The organism is Luteipulveratus mongoliensis, from assembly GCF_001190945.1.
Lineage (GTDB): Bacteria > Actinomycetota > Actinomycetes > Actinomycetales > Dermatophilaceae > Luteipulveratus > Luteipulveratus mongoliensis.
The window spans coordinates 486417-502743 of record NZ_CP011112.1; the positions used below are offsets into that span (position 1 = coordinate 486417).

A 16327-nucleotide genomic window follows, 5' to 3' on the forward strand; every position below is an offset into this window, starting at 1 on the left:
TCGGTGGTGCTACGTCGAAGCGCTCACTCGAACGTCTCGACGTAGGGCTCTGATGGACCGAGGTCCGGTCGTTCGCACAGCTCGATCGCGCGCCCGATGGACTCGAGCTCGAGGAGGGTGATGACGTTGTCGCCGGCCCTCAGGTAAGGCGCTGGGACGTACGTCGTCCGCTGGGGCCCGACGCTGTCGTACCGGCCGATCAGCTCGCCGTTGACCCAGCAGAACCCGCGGCTGAAGCCCGGCAGCGCGAGGAAGGTGTCCGCCGGCTCGTCGATCTCAAAGCTCGCCTGGGCGAGCCCGGCCGAGTCGTACGACGGACGGCCGGCTTCGTCGGACGCCGCACCGGCGAGGTCGTTGAGGTCGTCGGTGCCCCAGCCCGCAAGAGGCACCGGGACGCTCTCCCACCCGTGCACGAGTCGACGGTCGATCGAGACGCCGCCGACCGCGCCCTTGTCTGCTCCGAGCAGCGGGCCGTAGTTGATCCGGCCGCGATCCTCGACAAGCACCTCGAGCAGGACCGGTAGACCATGGCCGACCACCTCCACGCCTGCAGAACCGTCGACGTCGTCGAGGCGACCCTGACAGATGCCGTCCACGAAGACGTACGCCCGGTCGCGCAGGTCATGCAGATAGATGCGATGCGCGCCGCGCGGCAGGATCGGGCGCGCGCGGTGCAGGACCATGCCGGACGACAGCCGCAGGTCCGCGAACGTCGGAACGCCAGCGCTGGCAACGCTTCCCGTCAACGGTCGAAGGGCGGTCAACAGATCGGCCACGGGCTCGACCGCGATTCGCTGAGCGGGCAGCACGGCGGCCATGCCCGGCATGACCGGCAGCTCCGACACGGCTCGTCCGGTCGCTGCGGCGAAGATCTCGCGGAGTGCCGCGCCCTTGTCCGTGAGCTCGCCGTGCTCGGAGATCGGAGCGTCGGAGTCATAGCTCGTGATCGTGGGCTGCACCTTGGCCCCGTCATGGTTTGCGCCAGCCCAGAGGCCGTGATTCGAACCTCCGTGCGCCATATAGAGATTCACCGATCCGCCGCTGCGGACCACATCCCCGACGACCTTCGCAGCCGACTCGGCCGAGCGCACGTGATGCTGCTCGCCCCAGTGGTCGAACCAGCCATTCCAGAACTCGGCGCACAAGAACGGCTCGTCCGGGCGTCGCTTGCTCAGCAGGTCCCGTGCGCCTGATGGGTCCGACCCGAACGTCGCCGTGGCCCAGACTCCGGGAATCGTGCCACCGTCGAGCATCAGCTCGGTCGGGCCGTCGGCAGTGAACAGCAGTTCGCGAATCCCGCGCTCTCGCAACGCATCTCGCATCCAAGCGAGGTACTCAGCGTCGTCGCCGAAGGAGCCGTACTCATTCTCGACCTGCACCGACGTGATCGGTCCGCCGTGGACGGACTGAAGGGGTGCGACCTGGGGGATCAGCTCGTCGAGCCAACGCTCCACGAACGCGAGGTAGGCCGGGTCGCTCGACCTGACCGCGGTGCGGGGAGTGTCCGTGACAAAGGTCGGCAGGCCACCGTTGGCCCACTCGGCACAGATGTACGGACCTGGGCGGAGCATGACGTCGAGCCCGAGGTCACCGGCGATCTCGATGAACTGGGGGAGGTCACGCCAGTCGTCCCAGCGGGGCGTTTCGTCGGCGCGATCCTGGTGGAAGTTCCAGGCGACATAGGTGTCGACCGTGTTGAGCCCGAGCGCGCGGACTCGCTCAAGCCGGTCACGCCACAGCTGCGGATGCACCCGGAAGTAGTGCACCGAGCCCGACAGGATCTGGTGCGGGATGCCGCGCCGGAGGAGCTGGCTGGACCCAGCCTCCAACGCGGCATCCCGTGTCTGTGTGGCCCGCTCGGGGCCCCGACTCGTGGTCATGCGAGACGCCCACGCTTCGAGCCGTTCATGGGCGTACTCCTCGGGACCTCGATCGGTGTGCTTTCAGGATGGCACGCAATGTTAGCGATAACAACCGATTCGCAAGATCCGTCCCGCGCAGAGCGCCGGAAGCCGAAAGTCAGCCGGTTAGGATCGCTAGGTGGCAGTAGAAGATCTGGGCATCGGCGGCGCAGGGGACGGGCGCCCACCCGGTATGCAGGACGTGGCCCGGCTGGCTGGGGTGTCTGCCCAGACCGTCTCGCGCGTCCTGCGCGGCCATGTGAATGTTAGCGATCGCACCCGTTCTCAGGTGATGTCAGCCGTCGAACAGCTCGGCTATCGCCGCAACCACGCCGCGAGCGTGCTGTCCTCCGGACGCAGCCGCACGATCGGTGCCGTGATGTGGTCCACGGTCCAGTACTCCGGCCTCCTCATCTCGCACGGCATGGAGCAGGCGGCGCGCGAGTCCGGCTACACCGTGAGCACGGTCAGCGTGACATCGCTCGCGGCGCATGCGCTCGAGTCGGCCCTCGCCACGCTGATCGAGCAGGCCGTCGAGGGCATCGTGCTCGCCATCCCGATCAACGAGCCGGACCGTCGCGTCGCGGACCTCCTCGCCCGCGTCCCGTCGGTGTCCGTGGACGGTGCAATCTCCTCGACGACGCAGATGGTCATGGTGGACCAGGAGCTGATCGGTCGCCTGGCGACCCAGCACCTGCTCGACCTGGGGCACGACAACGTGTGGCACGTGTCGGGTGATGACAAGTGGAACGAGGCATCGCTGCGCACCGCGGGCTGGCAGCGCACCGTCGAAGCCGCGGGTCGTACGCCCGCTCCTCTCCTGCACGGCGACTGGACCCCGCAGTCCGGCTACGAGGCGGGTCAGCTGCTCGCCCGAATCCCTGACGCCACAGCGGTTTTCGTCTCCAGTGACGAGATGGCCTTCGGTGTGATGCGGGCACTCGAGGACGCCGGGCTGCGTATCCCGGAGGACGTCTCGGTCGTCGGTGTCGATGACATCTCGCTGGCGCCGTTCAGTCGTCCAGCGCTCACCACGGTGGCTCAGCCGCTCCTCGGAGTGGGCGCGAGTGCCGTACGACATCTGCTGGCTCAGATCACCAAGGAGCCGATCGAGGAGACACCGCTGGTGCCCGAGCTGATCGTGCGCGCCAGCACCGCCCCACCCCGCAAACCGCTGGTCGAGTAGGCGAGCCCCTTCGCTGGTCGAGTAGGCGAGCCCCAAAGGGCGAGCCGTATCGAGACCGGGTGACCGCGTGCACCTGGTCTCGATACGCCTCCGCTAGCGCTCCGGCTACTCGACCGGCGGGGGAGAGGCCAGGAGGCGCAGGAGGCGAGCGGCCTCGTCGCGCAGGGCGTCGCGCGCGGGCCCCAGGTATTTGCGGGTGTCCACGAGACTCTCCTGCTCAGCCAGCACCCGACGTACCTCGCCGGTGAAGACGACGTTGAGGTGCGTAGCGATGTTGACCTTGGTCAGCCCGGCCTGCACGCCACGTGCGATCTCCTCGTCGGGCACGCCAGACGAGCCGTGCAGCACCAGCGGCACGGGCACCGCATCGCGCAGCCGCGCCACCAGATCCAGGTCGAGCGAGGCCGTGCGCTCGGTCATCGCGTGCGAGGACCCGACGGCGACCGCGAGCGCGTCGACGCCGGTGTCCGCGACGAAGGCCGCTGCGTCGTCGGGATCGGTGCGGACGCCCGGCGCGTGCACGCCGTCCTTGCCGCCAACCTCACCGAGCTCGGCCTCGACTGACACTCCGGCCTCGTGGCATCGGGCTGTCACTTCGGCGGTGAGGTCACGGTTCTGCTCGTCGGGCAGCTGCGACCCGTCGAACATCACTGAGGTGAATCCCAGGTCGACCGCCTGCTTCACCAGCTCGGGATCGGTCGCGTGGTCCAGGTGGAGGATGCACGTGGCTGATGATGCAGCCGCCAATGCCTTTGTGCCTGAACCGATTCCGAGCACCGACCCGTGATAGCGGACCGCGTTCTCGCTGATCTGGAGGACGACGGGGAGGCCGGTTGCTTCAGCCGCGGCGACCAACGCATGGGCGTGCTCGAGCTGGATGACGTTGAACGCACCCACTCCGCGGCCCGCGGAGCGAGCCTCGTGCAGGACGTCGTCGAGTCGGGCGAGAGTCATGCGTCTCCTTGGATCACGGTGGTGGTGAGGTCGTGCAGGGCCGCGCGGTCGACGTCGCCGGCGACGGGTGCGAGGACGGCTGCCGACGACCACCCCACGGCGGTGCGGACCATCTCGGGCTCGGACAAGTTCAGTGAAAGTCCCGCTGCCAGTGCGGCCACGGCTGCGTCGCCAGCCCCAGTCGGGTTGCCTTCCAACGGAACTCGCGGCCGGGCGGCGTACGACGTCCCGTCCGGTCGGACGAGGAGCAGGCCGTTCTCGCCGCGAGAGACGACGACCGTGCGGGCGCCGCGTTGCTGGAGGAGTCGAGCGCCGTCGTACGCCTCGCTCGTCCCCGTGACTTCAGCGAGCTCGTGATGGTTGGGCTTGATGAGATCAGGGCTGGCCGCGAGTGCGCTCAGCAGAGCCGGTCCGCTGGTATCGACGATGCAAGGACAGCCGTGCTCGTGCGCCAGACCGATGACATCGGCGTACGCCTCGTCTGCGACACCGGCGGGCAGACTCCCGGAGGCAACCAGGACCTCCGCGCCGGCCTCAAGACCATGGCGCAGGTCGGCCAGCACCTGGCGCCAGGACACCGCGTCGAGAGTGCCGGGTTCGTTGAGAACCGTTGCGCTGTGGTCGGACTCGGCCACGACGGTGATCGTACGACGTGTGTTGGCTGACACCTCGGTCATCGCCTGGTCGATTCCTCGGCGTCGGAGATCATCGATCAGGAGCGCGCCGGTGGGACCTCCGGCAGGACCATAGGCGCGCACGGGGTGGCCGAGCTGGGCCAGGACCGACGCCGCGTTGACTCCCTTGCCGCCGGCCCGTTGGACGACCTGACGCACCCGATGGCTTGCGCCGGGCTCGAGCGCGTCGACCGTGTAGGTGACATCGAGCGCAGGGTTGGGGGTAAGAGTGAGGATCACGAGTAGGAGTTCCACGCCAGGACGGCCGCGCCGAGGCAGCCTGCCCGGTCCTGCAGCTGCGACGCCACGATCTCGGGGCGACGTCCCAGCGTCATCCGCGCCCCGACCGCCCGGCGCAGGGGCTCCAGCAGCGTGTCGCCACTGAGCACCAGACCGCCGCCGATCACGATGCGGTCGGCACCGGTCGCGATGATCGTGGTGCTCAGCACCGTCGCGAGCGCGTCGACAGCCTCGGCCCAGACCTGGCGTGCGGCATCGTCGGTGCCGGCGTCGACGAGGGCGGCCACATCACTCGCGGTCACCTTGCGACCGGTGACGGCGCTGTAGCGGCGGGCGATCGCCGATGCCGATGCGATGGTCTCGAGGCAGCCACGCGCGCCGCAGGAGCACAGCGCTCCACTCGGGTCGACGATGGCGTGTCCGATCTCGCCGGTCCACCCCTGGGCGTTGAGCAGATGCCCGTCGATCATGAGAGCGGCCGCGATCCCCGTGCCGATGGGCACGAAGAGCACGTCCTGCGCACCTACGGCAGCGCCGAGCCGTCGCTCGGCGAGCAGCCCGGCGCGCACGTCGTGGCCGATGGCGGCAGGGAGTCCGAGCCCGTCGGTGATCTGCTGCCGCAGGGGCAGGTCCCGCCAGCCGAGGTTGACCGCGAGCAGCGCGACGCCGCTCTCGTCGTCGATCAGTCCAGGGACCACAACTCCCACGTGGACGACCTTGACGCCCTCCTCGGCCCGATCGATCAGCTCCTCCAGCACGGGCTTCAGTGCGGTGGCCGGATCGTCGGCGATGCCCTCTGGTGTGGGAACCGTGACGGAGGCGATGACCTGGAGCCCGACGTCCACCAACGCAGCCTTGACGCGGGTGCCGCCCACGTCGAAGGCCGCGACAGCGGTGACCGTGGGCGCTTTCATGTCAGCCACCGGCGGGATCGAGAATCACGGAGCGGGTCAGGTGACGCGGCTGGTCGGGGTCGAGGCCGCGGGCTGCAGCCCGGGCCAGGCAGAGTCGGTGCACCCTGACGAGCTCGGCCAACGGGTCGATGTCGCGGTGCTCCAACCGGGCTCCCGTGCGTGCCACGTCCTCGTCCAGTCCCTCGGGGACGTCGCCCAGCACCCACGTCGCCCTCCCCGTGGTCGTGATGCTGATCGGACCGTGCCGGTACTCCATGGCTGAGTATGACTCAGCCCAGGACTGCGAGGACTCCCGAAGCTTCAAAGCCGCCTCGTGGGCGAGTCCGATGCCCCAGCCGCGGCCGAGGAAGGTGATCTCCTCGAGGTCGATCAGATCGCCCACGGCGCTGGCCTCGTCCTCGGCGAGTACGGCCTTCGCCTGCTCGATCGCGGCCGTCATGTCGTCGCCGACAGACGCCCGCAGGAGAGCGAGGGTCGAGGTGGCGAAGCGGGTCTGGACGACGGACTGCTCATCCATCTCGGGCAGCGTGATGACGTGGTCGCAGACCTCGGTCAGCGGCGTTCCGGGCGTGCCGATGATGGCGTACGTGGGGATGCGACCACGGACCGCCTCCACGACCTCGAGGACCTCGGTCGTCGTACCCGAGCGCGAGATCAGCAGCACGGCGTCGTACGCCCGCTCGGTCGGGAACTCGGTCGCGGTGAAGGCGTCGGTCTCCCCATGACCCAGCTCCTCGCGCCGTGAGGCGTAGGCCTGGGCGATGAACCACGACGTGCCACAGCCGATCGCCGCGACCCGCGCTCCACGCCGGGGCAGCTGGTCGGCGTGCGTCGGCGCCATCGCAACGGCCGCCGCCCATAGGGCGGGTTGGCTGGCGACTTCGCGCGCAAGGTGGGACTGTGCAGTGGTCTGAGTCGACATAACTGACACCGTAACGGATATGCTCATGTGTGAGCGATTCATTCTAAAAACGTTCACTATCGGGCGCATAGCCTCGAGGAGCGAAGTGGCGACAACGACGCGAGACCGCGAGCCCCGCTGGACGGCCCTCCTGCAGCTGCTGGCCGAGCGAGGCCGCTTGACCGTGACGGAGGCCAGCCAGGAGCTGGACGTCTCACCCGCCACCATTCGACGGGACTTCGTCTCCCTGGCCGGGCAGCAGCTTGCCACGCGCACGCACGGCGCGATCGTCGCCACGTCGGTCACCTACTCGCTGCCGGCGCGCTACCGCAGCACGTCTGGCGACTCCTCCCGCAACGCCTTGGCTGAGCGGGTCGCTCAGCTGATCCCGTCCGGCACCGTGGTGGGTCTGAACGGCGGCCGTACGACGACTGCCGTCGCCCGGGCCCTCGCCTCCGAGCCGGAGGAGTCGACCGACCCGGCTCGGCCGCCTCGCCTGAGTGTGGTCACCAACGCGCTCAACATCGCCTCTGAGCTGGCGCTGCGACCGAGCATCCGCTGCCTCGTCCTGGGCGGTGTCGCGCGGCCGGGCTCCTACGAGATGACGGGTGACCTGCCCGTGTCCGCGCTGCGGCGGCTCTGGCTGGACACGCTCGTGCTCGGTGTTGACGGACTGAGCGCGGCGGGCGGCGCCACCTGCGGGCACGACGAGGAGGCTGCGGTCAACGCCGCGATGGCCGCGCGGGCGGCCCGGATCATCGTGGTCGGGACGGGCGACAAGGTCGGCCGCACGCGGATGGCTCAGATCTGCCCGGCGAGCGCGGTCACGACGCTGATCACGGACGCGGAGGCTCCGGCCGAGGAGCTGGACGCGCTGCGAGACATTGACGTCGACGTACAGGTCCTCTGAACGCCCCCAGACACGAATTGACTCCGGCTACACGCATGCGTGTAGCCGGAGTCAATTGATGTTGCAGCGGTGCGGTGTCTACTCGTCGGACAGGGTCAGCTGGATGCCGCCGACCAGTGAGGCACAGATGTTGTAGAGGAACGCCGCCAGCGTCGCGATCGCCGTCAGCAGCACGATGTCGATGACGCCGATGACGACCGAGAGCGAGACCACGCGGCCAAAGCCGACGTAGTCCATCAGCTCGAAGTTGGAGCCCTCCTGGTCCAGCGTGCGGAACATGTCCTGCACGTCACCGAAGACGCCCATGCCCTGCAGCACCGTCCACATGACCGCGACCATCACGACACCGGCGATCGCCGCCGCCACCGACAGCAGGAACGCGATCTTCATGACCGACCACGGGTCGACCCGCGACAGCGTCAGCCGAACGCGGCGGGGCGTGGCACGACCAGGCCTTCGCGGTGCGGGGCGGGGGCCGGCCGCGGGCGCATGACCGTTGGTGGCCGGCGCGCCGTTCTGGGGACGAGGTCCCTTGGTCGTCGGGCGCGCCACCGAATTCGGCAGGCGCGCGGCCGGCGCTTCGGCCGTCACGGCCTGCGCGGCTTCAGTGCCCTCTGGCGTGCTCACTCATCGTCTCCCGCCTCGCTGGACCCCCCAGCAGCCTCCGGCTCCACCGGCGACGAAACGTCTTCGGGGGTCGTTGTCGAGTCAGACGCTACGCCATCGTCCACCTCTTCCTCGACCTCGCGCTCAGTGTTGCGCGCGACGGCGACGATCGAATCGCCCGATCCAGGGGTCGCAAACTGCACTCCCATGGTCGATCGACCGGTCCGTCGAACCTCGGTCACACGGGAACGGACGATCTTGCCCTTCTCCATGACCACCATGACCTCGTCGTCCTCGGAGACCGTCAACGCGCCGACCAGATCGCCTCCACGATCGGACAGCTGCGCGACCTTCACACCGAGCGTGGCGCGGCCCTTGACGGGGTAGTCGGAGGAGGCGGTCCGCTTGGCGAGACCGTTCTCGAAGACCACGAACACGTCGGGGTCCTCACCGTCGTGGACGACGTTCATCGACAGGAGCTCATCGCCACCCCGGAACTTCATCCCGGTGACACCCGATGTCGCGCGGCCCATCGGTCGTAGCGACTCATCGGTGGCGTTGAACCGGACCGACTGGCCCTTGCGCGAGACCAGCAGGACGTCGTCGGTCGCGCTGGCCAGCGCGGCGCCCACGAGCTCGTCGCCGTCACGCAGGTTGACCGCGATGAGTCCACCAGAACGCGGGGAGTCGTACTCGGGCAGCCGGCTCTTCTTGACCAGCCCGTTGCGGGTGGCCAGCAGGAGATAGGGCTGCTCGTTGTAGTCCTTGATCGAGCGCATCTGCGCAATGGACTCACCCGGCTGGAACTCCAGCAGGTTGGCCACGTGCTGACCCTTGGCGTCGCGGCTGCCCTCGGGCAGCTCGTACGCCTTGACCCGATAGACCCGGCCGAGGTTGGTAAAGAACAGCAGCCAGTTGTGCGTGGACGTGGTGAAGAAGTGCTCGACCACGTCGTCGCCCCGCAGCTGCGCCCCGCGTACGCCCTTGCCGCCTCGGCGCTGCGAGCGGTACTCGGTCGTCTTGACCCGCTTGGCATAGCCACCCCGGGTGATCGTGACGACCACGTCCTCCTCGGGGATGAGGTCTTCCATGTTCATGTCGCCGTCGAACGGCACGATCTTGGTACGCCGCTCGTCGCCGTACTTCTCCACGATCTCGGCGAGCTCATCCGTGACGATCTGCCGCTGCCGCTCGGGCTTGGCCAGGATGTCCTTGCACTCCTCGATCTTGAGCTGCAGCTCATCGTGGTCGTCGATGATCTTCTGGCGCTCCAGAGCGGCCAGGCGACGTAGCTGCATGTCGAGGATGGCGCGGGCCTGGACGTCGTCGACATCCAGCAGCGCCATCAGCCCGCCACGCGCCTCATCCGCGCTGGGGGAGCGACGGATCAGCGCGATGACCTCGTCCAGCATGTCCAGCGCCTTGAGCAGGCCGCGCAGGATGTGGATGTCGGCTTCGTACTTGTTCAGCAAGAACGTTGTACGCCGCACGATGACGTCGATCTGGTGATCCACCCAGTATCGGATGAAAGCCGAGACCGGCAGAGTGCGCGGCACCCCGTCGACCAGCGCCAGCATGTTGGCACCGAAGTTCTGCTGCAGCTGGGTGTGCTTGTAGAGGTTGTTCAGCACGACCTTCGCGACGGCGTCGCGCTTGAGCACGACCACGAGACGCTGCCCGGTACGACCGGACGTCTCGTCGCGCAGGTCGGCGATGCCGCCCACACGACCCTCCTTGACCAGCAACGCGATCTTCTCCGCGAGGCTGTCGGGGTTGACCTGGTAGGGCAGCTCGGAGACGACCAGGCACGTACGACCCTGGATCTCCTCGACCTCGACCACCGCACGCATCGTGATCGAGCCACGACCCGTCCGGTAGGCCTGCTCGATGCCCTTGTGGCCCATGATCAGCGCGCCGGTCGGGAAGTCCGGGCCGGGGATGATCGTGATCAGCTTTTCGAGCAGTTCCTCGCGGGTGGCCTCCGGGTTGTCCAAGAACCACTGGGCGCCCGCAGCGACCTCGCGCAGGTTGTGCGGCGGGATCTGTGTCGCCATGCCGACCGCGATACCGGCGGAGCCGTTGACTAACAGGTTGGGGAAGCGCGCCGGCAGCACCGACGGCTGCATCGTCTTGCCGTCGTAGTTGGGCTCGAAGTCGACGGTGTCCTTGTCGATGTCGCGCACCAGCTCCAGGGCCAGCGGCGCCATCCGGCACTCGGTGTATCGCGGCGCGGCCGCACCGTCGTTGCCGGGGGAGCCGAAGTTGCCCTGGCCGTCGATGAGCGGGTAGCGCATCGACCACGGCTGGACGAGTCGCACCATCGCGTCGTAGATCGCGGAGTCACCGTGCGGGTGGTACTGACCCATCACGTCACCGACGACGCGCGAGCACTTGTTGTAACCGCGGTCCGGGCGGTAACCACCGTCGTACATCGCATAGACGATGCGCCGGTGCACCGGCTTGAGACCGTCGCGCACATCCGGCAGCGCGCGGCTGACGATGACCGCCATCGCGTAGTCGATGTAGCTGCGCTGCATCTCGGTGTTGAGGTCAATCGGGTCGACCCGGTTGCCCTCGGTGGGCGGCTGCGTCACGTCAGTCATCTGAATCCTTTCGCCCGTTCCTCTTCCAGCCGCGCGTCGCAAGCTCCTCGCGGTCTGGCATCGTCACCGGGCGGTGAGTTCCCTTGTCGTTCATGCAAATTCGTACGACGCCGTCAGATGTCAAGGAACCGCACGTCCTTGGCATTGCGCTGGATGAACCCGCGCCGCGACTCGACGTCCTCGCCCATCAGGATCGAGAAGATCTCGTCCGCGGCGGCCGCGTCGTCGAGCGTGACCTGGAGAAGGACCCGGTGGTCGGGGTCCATCGTGGTCTCCCACAGCTCCTGGTAGTTCATCTCGCCGAGACCCTTGTAGCGCTGGATCGCGTTGTCCTTGGGCAGGCGCCAACCCTTCGACTGGCCGGCCTGCATCATCGCGTCGCGCTCGCGGTCGGAGAAGGCGAACTCGTGCTCGTGGTTGGACCACTTCAGCCGGTAGAGCGGCGGCTGCGCGAGATAGACGTAGCCCGCCTCGATGAGGGGTCGCATGAACCTGAAGAGCAGCGTCAGCAGCAGGGTCCGGATGTGCATGCCGTCGACGTCGGCGTCAGCCATCAGCACGATCTTGTGATAGCGGGTCTTGCTGAGGTCGAAGTCCTCTCCGATACCCGTGCCGAAGCCCGAGATCAGCGCCTGGACCTCATTGTTGGCCAGCACCTTGTCGATGCGGGCCTTCTCGACGTTGAGGATCTTGCCGCGGATCGGGAGGATCGCCTGGTTGTGCGGGTTGCGACCCTGCACAGCCGAGCCGCCGGCCGAGTCACCCTCGACGATGAAGACCTCGGAGATCGTCGGGTCGTTGGACTGGCAGTCCTTGAGCTTGCCCGGAAGGCCGCCCGACTCCAGCAGGCCCTTACGACGGGTCGCCTCACGCGCCTTGCGAGCGGCCATTCGAGCGGCCGCGGCCTGGACCGACTTGCGCACGATCGACTTGCCCTCGTTGGGGTGCGCCTCCAGCCAGTGCCCGAGCTCGTCCCGCACCGCGCTGGCCACGAAGCCGCGCACCTCCGAGTTGCCGAGCTTGGTCTTGGTCTGACCCTCGAACTGCGGCTCACCCAGCTTCACCGAGATGACTGCTGTCAGTCCCTCGCGGATGTCCTCACCGGTGAGGTTGTCGTCCTTCTCCTTGAGCAGCTTCTGCTGCTTGGCGAAGGTGTTGATCAGGGAGGTGAGCGCGGTCCGGAAGCCCTCCTCGTGCGTACCGCCCTCGTGCGTGTTGATCGTGTTGGCGTAGGTGTGGACCGACTCGCTGAAGGCAGTCGTCCACTGCATCGCGATCTCGACCGAGAGCAACCGGTCTGGGTCCTCGGCCTCGACAGCGATGACGTCCTCGTGGACGGGCTCGCTGCGCTTGGAGGAGTTGAGGTGCTTGACGTAGTCGAGCAGACCGTCGTCGTAGCGGTAGCTGATGGTGCGCGGCTTGGTGTCGACCTCGTGACCCTCGGCCACGGCCTCCTCGACGGCACCCTCCTCGACTTCGCGGGGGCGTTCGTCGGTGAGGCTGATCTTCAGACCCTTGTTGAGGAAGGCCATCTGCTGGAAGCGCGTCCGCAGCGTGTCGAAGTCGTAGTCGGTCGTCTCGAAGATGTCGCCGTTGGCCCAGAACGTGATCGTCGTACCGCTGTCGTCCGGATCCTCGGTCGGTCCGATGTCGGCGAGCGGCGCCTTGCGGACGCCGTCCTCGAACTCCATCTCGTGGATGCGCCCGTCCAGGCGTACCTGCGCGATGAGTCGGTGCGACAGCGCGTTGACGACGGATGAGCCGACGCCGTGCAGGCCACCGGACACCTTGTAGCCGCCACCACCGAACTTGCCGCCGGCGTGCAGCTGGGTCAGGACCAGCTCGACCGTGGAGATGCCGTAGTCCTTGTTGACGCCCACAGGGATTCCGCGCGCGTGGTCGACGACGCGAACCCCGCCGTCAGCAAGCAGTGTCACCTCGATCGAGTCACCGAAGCCGGCCATCGCCTCATCGACCGCGTTGTCGACGATCTCCTGAACGAGGTGGTGCAGGCCACGCGCGCCGGTTGATCCGATGTACATACCGGGTCGCTTGCGGACCGCCTCCAGACCCTCGAGCACCTGAATCGCATCGGCGTCGTACGCGACCTCCGGGGCCGGCTCGCGCGGTGCGGCTTTGGGTGTGGGCGGGGTGGCGTCCTCACCGGCGGGGAGGTCGGGCGTCTCATGAGGCGCGTCAGACACGGTGCTCCTTCTTGCGCGCGGCACAGGTCTGCGCCAGGGCGCAGGCCGAGCCACACAGGTGGCGTGGGACGGTCCGTGTCACCACCTGGCGTACTCACGCATTGGCATGAACGACCACGGTGCACGGACCTTCACCAAGTCTACCTGTCTCCACTCCTGGAACGGGCGCGTGGAGGGCCCTGTGGACACGTGTCAGCCGCAAACCCACCCAGCCGTGAGGGGGGAATCGCAGCCCGGTGTCCCAGCCGGCCTGCGAGCCGCTCGGCCGGATCCGCCTCAGATGACGTAGACGACCGCGCGCTTACCGCCCGAGCAGACCGTCACCGAGCCCCCTGTACAGCTCATGGCGTAGTCCTGCTTGGTCGCGTCACTGTGCGCATTCACGGTGAAAGGGCCGGTCTTCGGGCCGGCCGCCTTGACCGCGGCCGCGACGTTCTGGGCGAAGCCGCAGGTGGTCGTCTGGGACGCCCCGACTGTCGGGCTGCAGACCTTGACGCCGGGCGGCAAGCTCCCAGCGGCGGTACTGGTCGAGGACGACGTGCTCGGCTCAGTGCTGGTGCCCGGCTCGGTCGACGATCCGGGCTCGTCGGTCGAGGGAGCATCGGTGCCGGAATCGCTCGGCGTGCCCGTCGCGGACGGCAGGGGAGTGGGGTCGGCCTTCTTGTTGTCGTCGCCGGACATGCTGAACACCAGGGCAGCGCCGAGCGCGACGAGCGAGAGCAGGATGACCGCGATCGGGCCGACCATGCCGTTGCGCTTGCGGGGCGCTTCCTCGGTGTACGGCTCGGCGTAGGCCGGTTCGGCGTACGACGGATCCTGGTAGCCCTGGTTGCCGTAGCCACCCTGCGGGGCCGCGGGCGCGTACTGATGCTGCGGCTGGCCGTAGTCCGGCGCCGCGGGCGGTGGCACGTAACCCTGCGACGGAGTAGCGCTGTAGGTCTGGGCGGTCTCGGTCGACCCACCGTCCTCGTGGTACGTCGGCGCGGTCTGCGTCTGGCCGCCGTCCGGCTGACCGTCCGGCCGATCCGTCTGCCGCGGCTGGGTGAGGTAGGGGTCGGTCGGGTCCTCGATGACCTCGTCCTCCTCGGGCGGCGTCACCGAGTCGGCACCGCCGCGCGGTGGCTTGGCATAGCCGCCAGGCTCGGCAGGCTGTTGCGGTGCACCCGGGATACGGGCGACGCGGTGGACGTCGGTCTCCGTCGCGTCGGGATCGGGGAAGAACGCGTCGAGGACTCGACGGTCCTTGTCGTCAGGGCGGTCCGGTCCGCTCACGTGCCTGTCACTCTCCTGGTCGGGCGGGTCTCGGTCCTTGAATCCCCGACGTGTCACCGTACGTGGATCGGCCCGAACAAGCACATCAAAGCAAGGGACAAGTTCTCTGTACGTCCCTCAGCCGTACGTGTCACGCGGGCCTTTGCCGCCGTGCACCTTGCGTAGACCGCGGGACCACGACGGAGCCGAAGGTCCGACCACGCGGAGCTCGACCACGACATCGGCGCCGACCGCCTGCTCCATCCGGCCCAGGATGGTCGAGCTGAGCAGCCGCAGCTGAGTCGCCCAAGCCGTGGACTCGGCGCGCACCGTCAGCACGCTGTCCTGGAACGTGACGGGCGCGGTGTGCTGTGCGACGTCCGCACCGACGATCTCCTCCCAACGGCCCATGACGGCTCCAGCCGCGACGTCGACCCGCCAGTCACGGTCGCGCATGAGCCGGTCGACCTGATCGCCGAGAGCCTGGGGATCGCGGCCGGCGCGGTCCTCGCGAGCCGACCACCGTCCCCGGTCGCCGGCCTTCCGACGTCGGATCGCGGGGGAGCCGGGTCGCAGCCCACGATCACGGGCAGCCCTACGCACCCGGGCCAGCGCAGCTGCCGCTGCGTCGACGGTGTCGTCGGCCGGGTTTTCTGAGACGGGCTGCGGGCCCAGCTGACGGGCGGCCGGCGCGTCCTCAGGCGGGTTCACGTGAAACCTCCCCGAGCGTCACGTGGAAGGTCCGACCGGTCAGCGCATCAGGGACATCGTCCGCGACCGCAGCGGTCACCAGCACCTGCTCGGCGTCCTCCACCATGGCCGCGAGCCGGGCGCGCCGGCCGGCATCAAGCTCGGCGAACACGTCGTCCAGCACCAGGACGGGATCCGTCCCGAGGTCAGTGCGCAGCAGCTGGAACGCGGCCAGCCGCAGCCCCAGCGCGAACGACCAGGACTCCCCGTGGCTGGCGTACCCCTTGGCCGGCAGATCGCCCAGCTGCAGGACCAGGTCATCGCGATGCGGGCCGACGAGGGTGACGCCGCGCTCGACCTCCTGGCTGCGGACCTGCGCGAAGGTGTCGTGCATGGCCTGCTGGAGATCGGCCTGCTCAGGCACCTCCCCGGCCGCGATCACCGAGGCCACCTCTTCGTGCACGGATGAGCGGTACGACGCCTGCGCGGCTCCGCGCCCCGCGCTCACCTCGTCGTACGCCTTGGCCAGGTAAGGGGACAGGTCATGCAGCAGCCGCAGCCGCGCGTAGAGCAGCGATGAGCCGACCTGGGCGAGATGGGTGTTCCAGACATCGAGGGTGTGAAGAGCGGATGCCCGCGCCTCGTCCTCGGGCTGGCTCTCATCACGGCGGGGGCGACGAGCACCTTTGCGCAGCAATGGCATCGAGGACTTGAGCAGCGCGTTGCGCTGCTTGAGGATCTTGTCGTAGTCGGCCCGGGCGCCGGCCCAGCGAGGCTGCCGCGCAACGAGGAGCTCGTCGAGGAACCGTCGCCGCTCGGACGGGTCACCTTTGACGAGTGCCAGGTCCTCAGGGGCGAAGAGCACGGTGCGCAGCGCGCCGAGGATGTCGCGCGGGCGGGTCAGTGCCGCTCTGCCGAGGCGAGCACGGTTGGCGCGACCGGGATTGATCTCCAGCTCCACGATCTGTTCACGGCCGTCGCGCACGACGACCGCCCGGATGATCGCCTGCTCGGCGCCGGCTCGGACCAGCGGCGCGTCCTGCGCGACCCGATGGGAGGACAGACTGGCGAGGTATCCGGCCGCCTCGACCAGGTTGGTCTTGCCCTGTCCGTTGAGGCCGACGAACGTCGTGATGCCTGGCTCGAGCTCGACCTCGGCAACCGGGTAGGAGCGGTAGTCGACCAGCGACAGGTGCCGCAGATACATCCGTTCCTCCCTCGCGCCATCTCGCGGAGCATCGGACAAGGGCGTTGATCCGTACGCCGGAAGGTCACCTTCGGCGCACGGGCCGA

13 protein-coding genes are annotated in these 16327 nt (G+C 68.4%); 2 read left to right on the forward strand and 11 right to left on the reverse strand.

The window, feature by feature from the left end; genetic code table 11:
• Positions 1-23: 23 nt before the first annotated feature.
• Positions 24-1880 carry a glycoside hydrolase family 35 protein gene (locus VV02_RS02300; RefSeq protein WP_083449852.1) on the reverse strand — a complete coding sequence of 619 codons (1857 nt, stop codon included), beginning with the start codon at positions 1878-1880 and terminating at the stop codon, positions 24-26.
• A gap of 160 nt (positions 1881-2040) precedes the next feature.
• Between VV02_RS02300 and VV02_RS02305 the strand changes: the two genes are divergently transcribed.
• A complete protein-coding gene (locus tag VV02_RS02305) occupies positions 2041-3087 on the forward strand; it encodes a LacI family DNA-binding transcriptional regulator (RefSeq protein WP_245632975.1) in 1047 nt (348 codons plus the stop codon).
• 105 nt (positions 3088-3192) lie between these two features.
• Here the strand turns inward: VV02_RS02305 and VV02_RS02310 are convergent, their stop codons facing one another.
• From VV02_RS02310 to VV02_RS02325, 4 genes are read right to left on the reverse strand one after another with little or no spacing between them, the layout of a single operon-like run.
• Complete coding sequence (locus VV02_RS02310) at positions 3193-4041, reverse strand: class II fructose-bisphosphate aldolase (protein ID WP_052589540.1); 849 nt, start codon at positions 4039-4041, stop codon at positions 3193-3195.
• Positions 4038-4970: a 1-phosphofructokinase family hexose kinase gene (locus VV02_RS02315; RefSeq protein ID WP_218917335.1), complete on the reverse strand. Its 933-nt coding sequence runs from the start codon at positions 4968-4970 to the stop codon at positions 4038-4040. Before VV02_RS02315 ends, VV02_RS02310 begins: the two co-directional genes overlap by 4 nt.
• Complete coding sequence (locus VV02_RS02320; protein WP_052589542.1) at positions 4952-5869, reverse strand: ROK family protein; 918 nt, start codon at positions 5867-5869, stop codon at positions 4952-4954. The genes VV02_RS02315 and VV02_RS02320 overlap by 19 nt, the downstream gene beginning before the upstream one ends.
• Before the next feature lies 1 nt (position 5870).
• Complete coding sequence (locus VV02_RS02325) at positions 5871-6791, reverse strand: SIS domain-containing protein (protein ID WP_052589543.1); 921 nt, start codon at positions 6789-6791, stop codon at positions 5871-5873.
• A gap of 85 nt (positions 6792-6876) precedes the next feature.
• Between VV02_RS02325 and VV02_RS02330 the strand changes: the two genes are divergently transcribed.
• Complete coding sequence (locus VV02_RS02330) at positions 6877-7680, forward strand: DeoR/GlpR family DNA-binding transcription regulator (RefSeq protein WP_052589544.1); 804 nt, start codon at positions 6877-6879, stop codon at positions 7678-7680.
• 78 nt (positions 7681-7758) lie between these two features.
• Here the strand turns inward: VV02_RS02330 and VV02_RS02335 are convergent, their stop codons facing one another.
• From VV02_RS02335 to recF, 6 genes are all read right to left on the reverse strand, one after another.
• Positions 7759-8307 (reverse strand): DUF3566 domain-containing protein, encoded by a 549-nt coding sequence (locus tag VV02_RS02335; RefSeq protein WP_245632976.1) that lies wholly within the window; start codon positions 8305-8307, stop codon positions 7759-7761.
• Positions 8304-10889, reverse strand: a complete 2586-nt coding sequence (gene gyrA, locus VV02_RS02340) for a DNA gyrase subunit A (RefSeq protein WP_052589545.1) — start codon at positions 10887-10889, stop codon at positions 8304-8306. The genes VV02_RS02335 and gyrA overlap by 4 nt, the downstream gene beginning before the upstream one ends.
• Positions 10890-11002: 113 nt before the next feature.
• A complete protein-coding gene (gene gyrB / locus VV02_RS02345) occupies positions 11003-13093 on the reverse strand; it encodes a DNA topoisomerase (ATP-hydrolyzing) subunit B (RefSeq protein ID WP_052589546.1) in 2091 nt (696 codons plus the stop codon).
• A 276-nt stretch (positions 13094-13369) separates the two neighbouring features.
• Entirely contained in the window at positions 13370-14365 is a 996-nt protein-coding gene (locus VV02_RS02350; protein WP_052589547.1) for a hypothetical protein, read from the reverse strand.
• A 117-nt stretch (positions 14366-14482) separates the two neighbouring features.
• Entirely contained in the window at positions 14483-15055 is a 573-nt protein-coding gene (locus VV02_RS02355) for a DciA family protein (RefSeq protein WP_425412247.1), read from the reverse strand.
• The gene (gene recF, locus VV02_RS02360) at positions 15042-16241 is read right to left on the reverse strand and encodes a DNA replication/repair protein RecF (protein ID WP_052589548.1); all 1200 of its coding nucleotides are present in this window, start codon (positions 16239-16241) and stop codon (positions 15042-15044) included. The genes VV02_RS02355 and recF overlap by 14 nt, the downstream gene beginning before the upstream one ends.
• Positions 16242-16327: the final 86 nt, after the last annotated feature.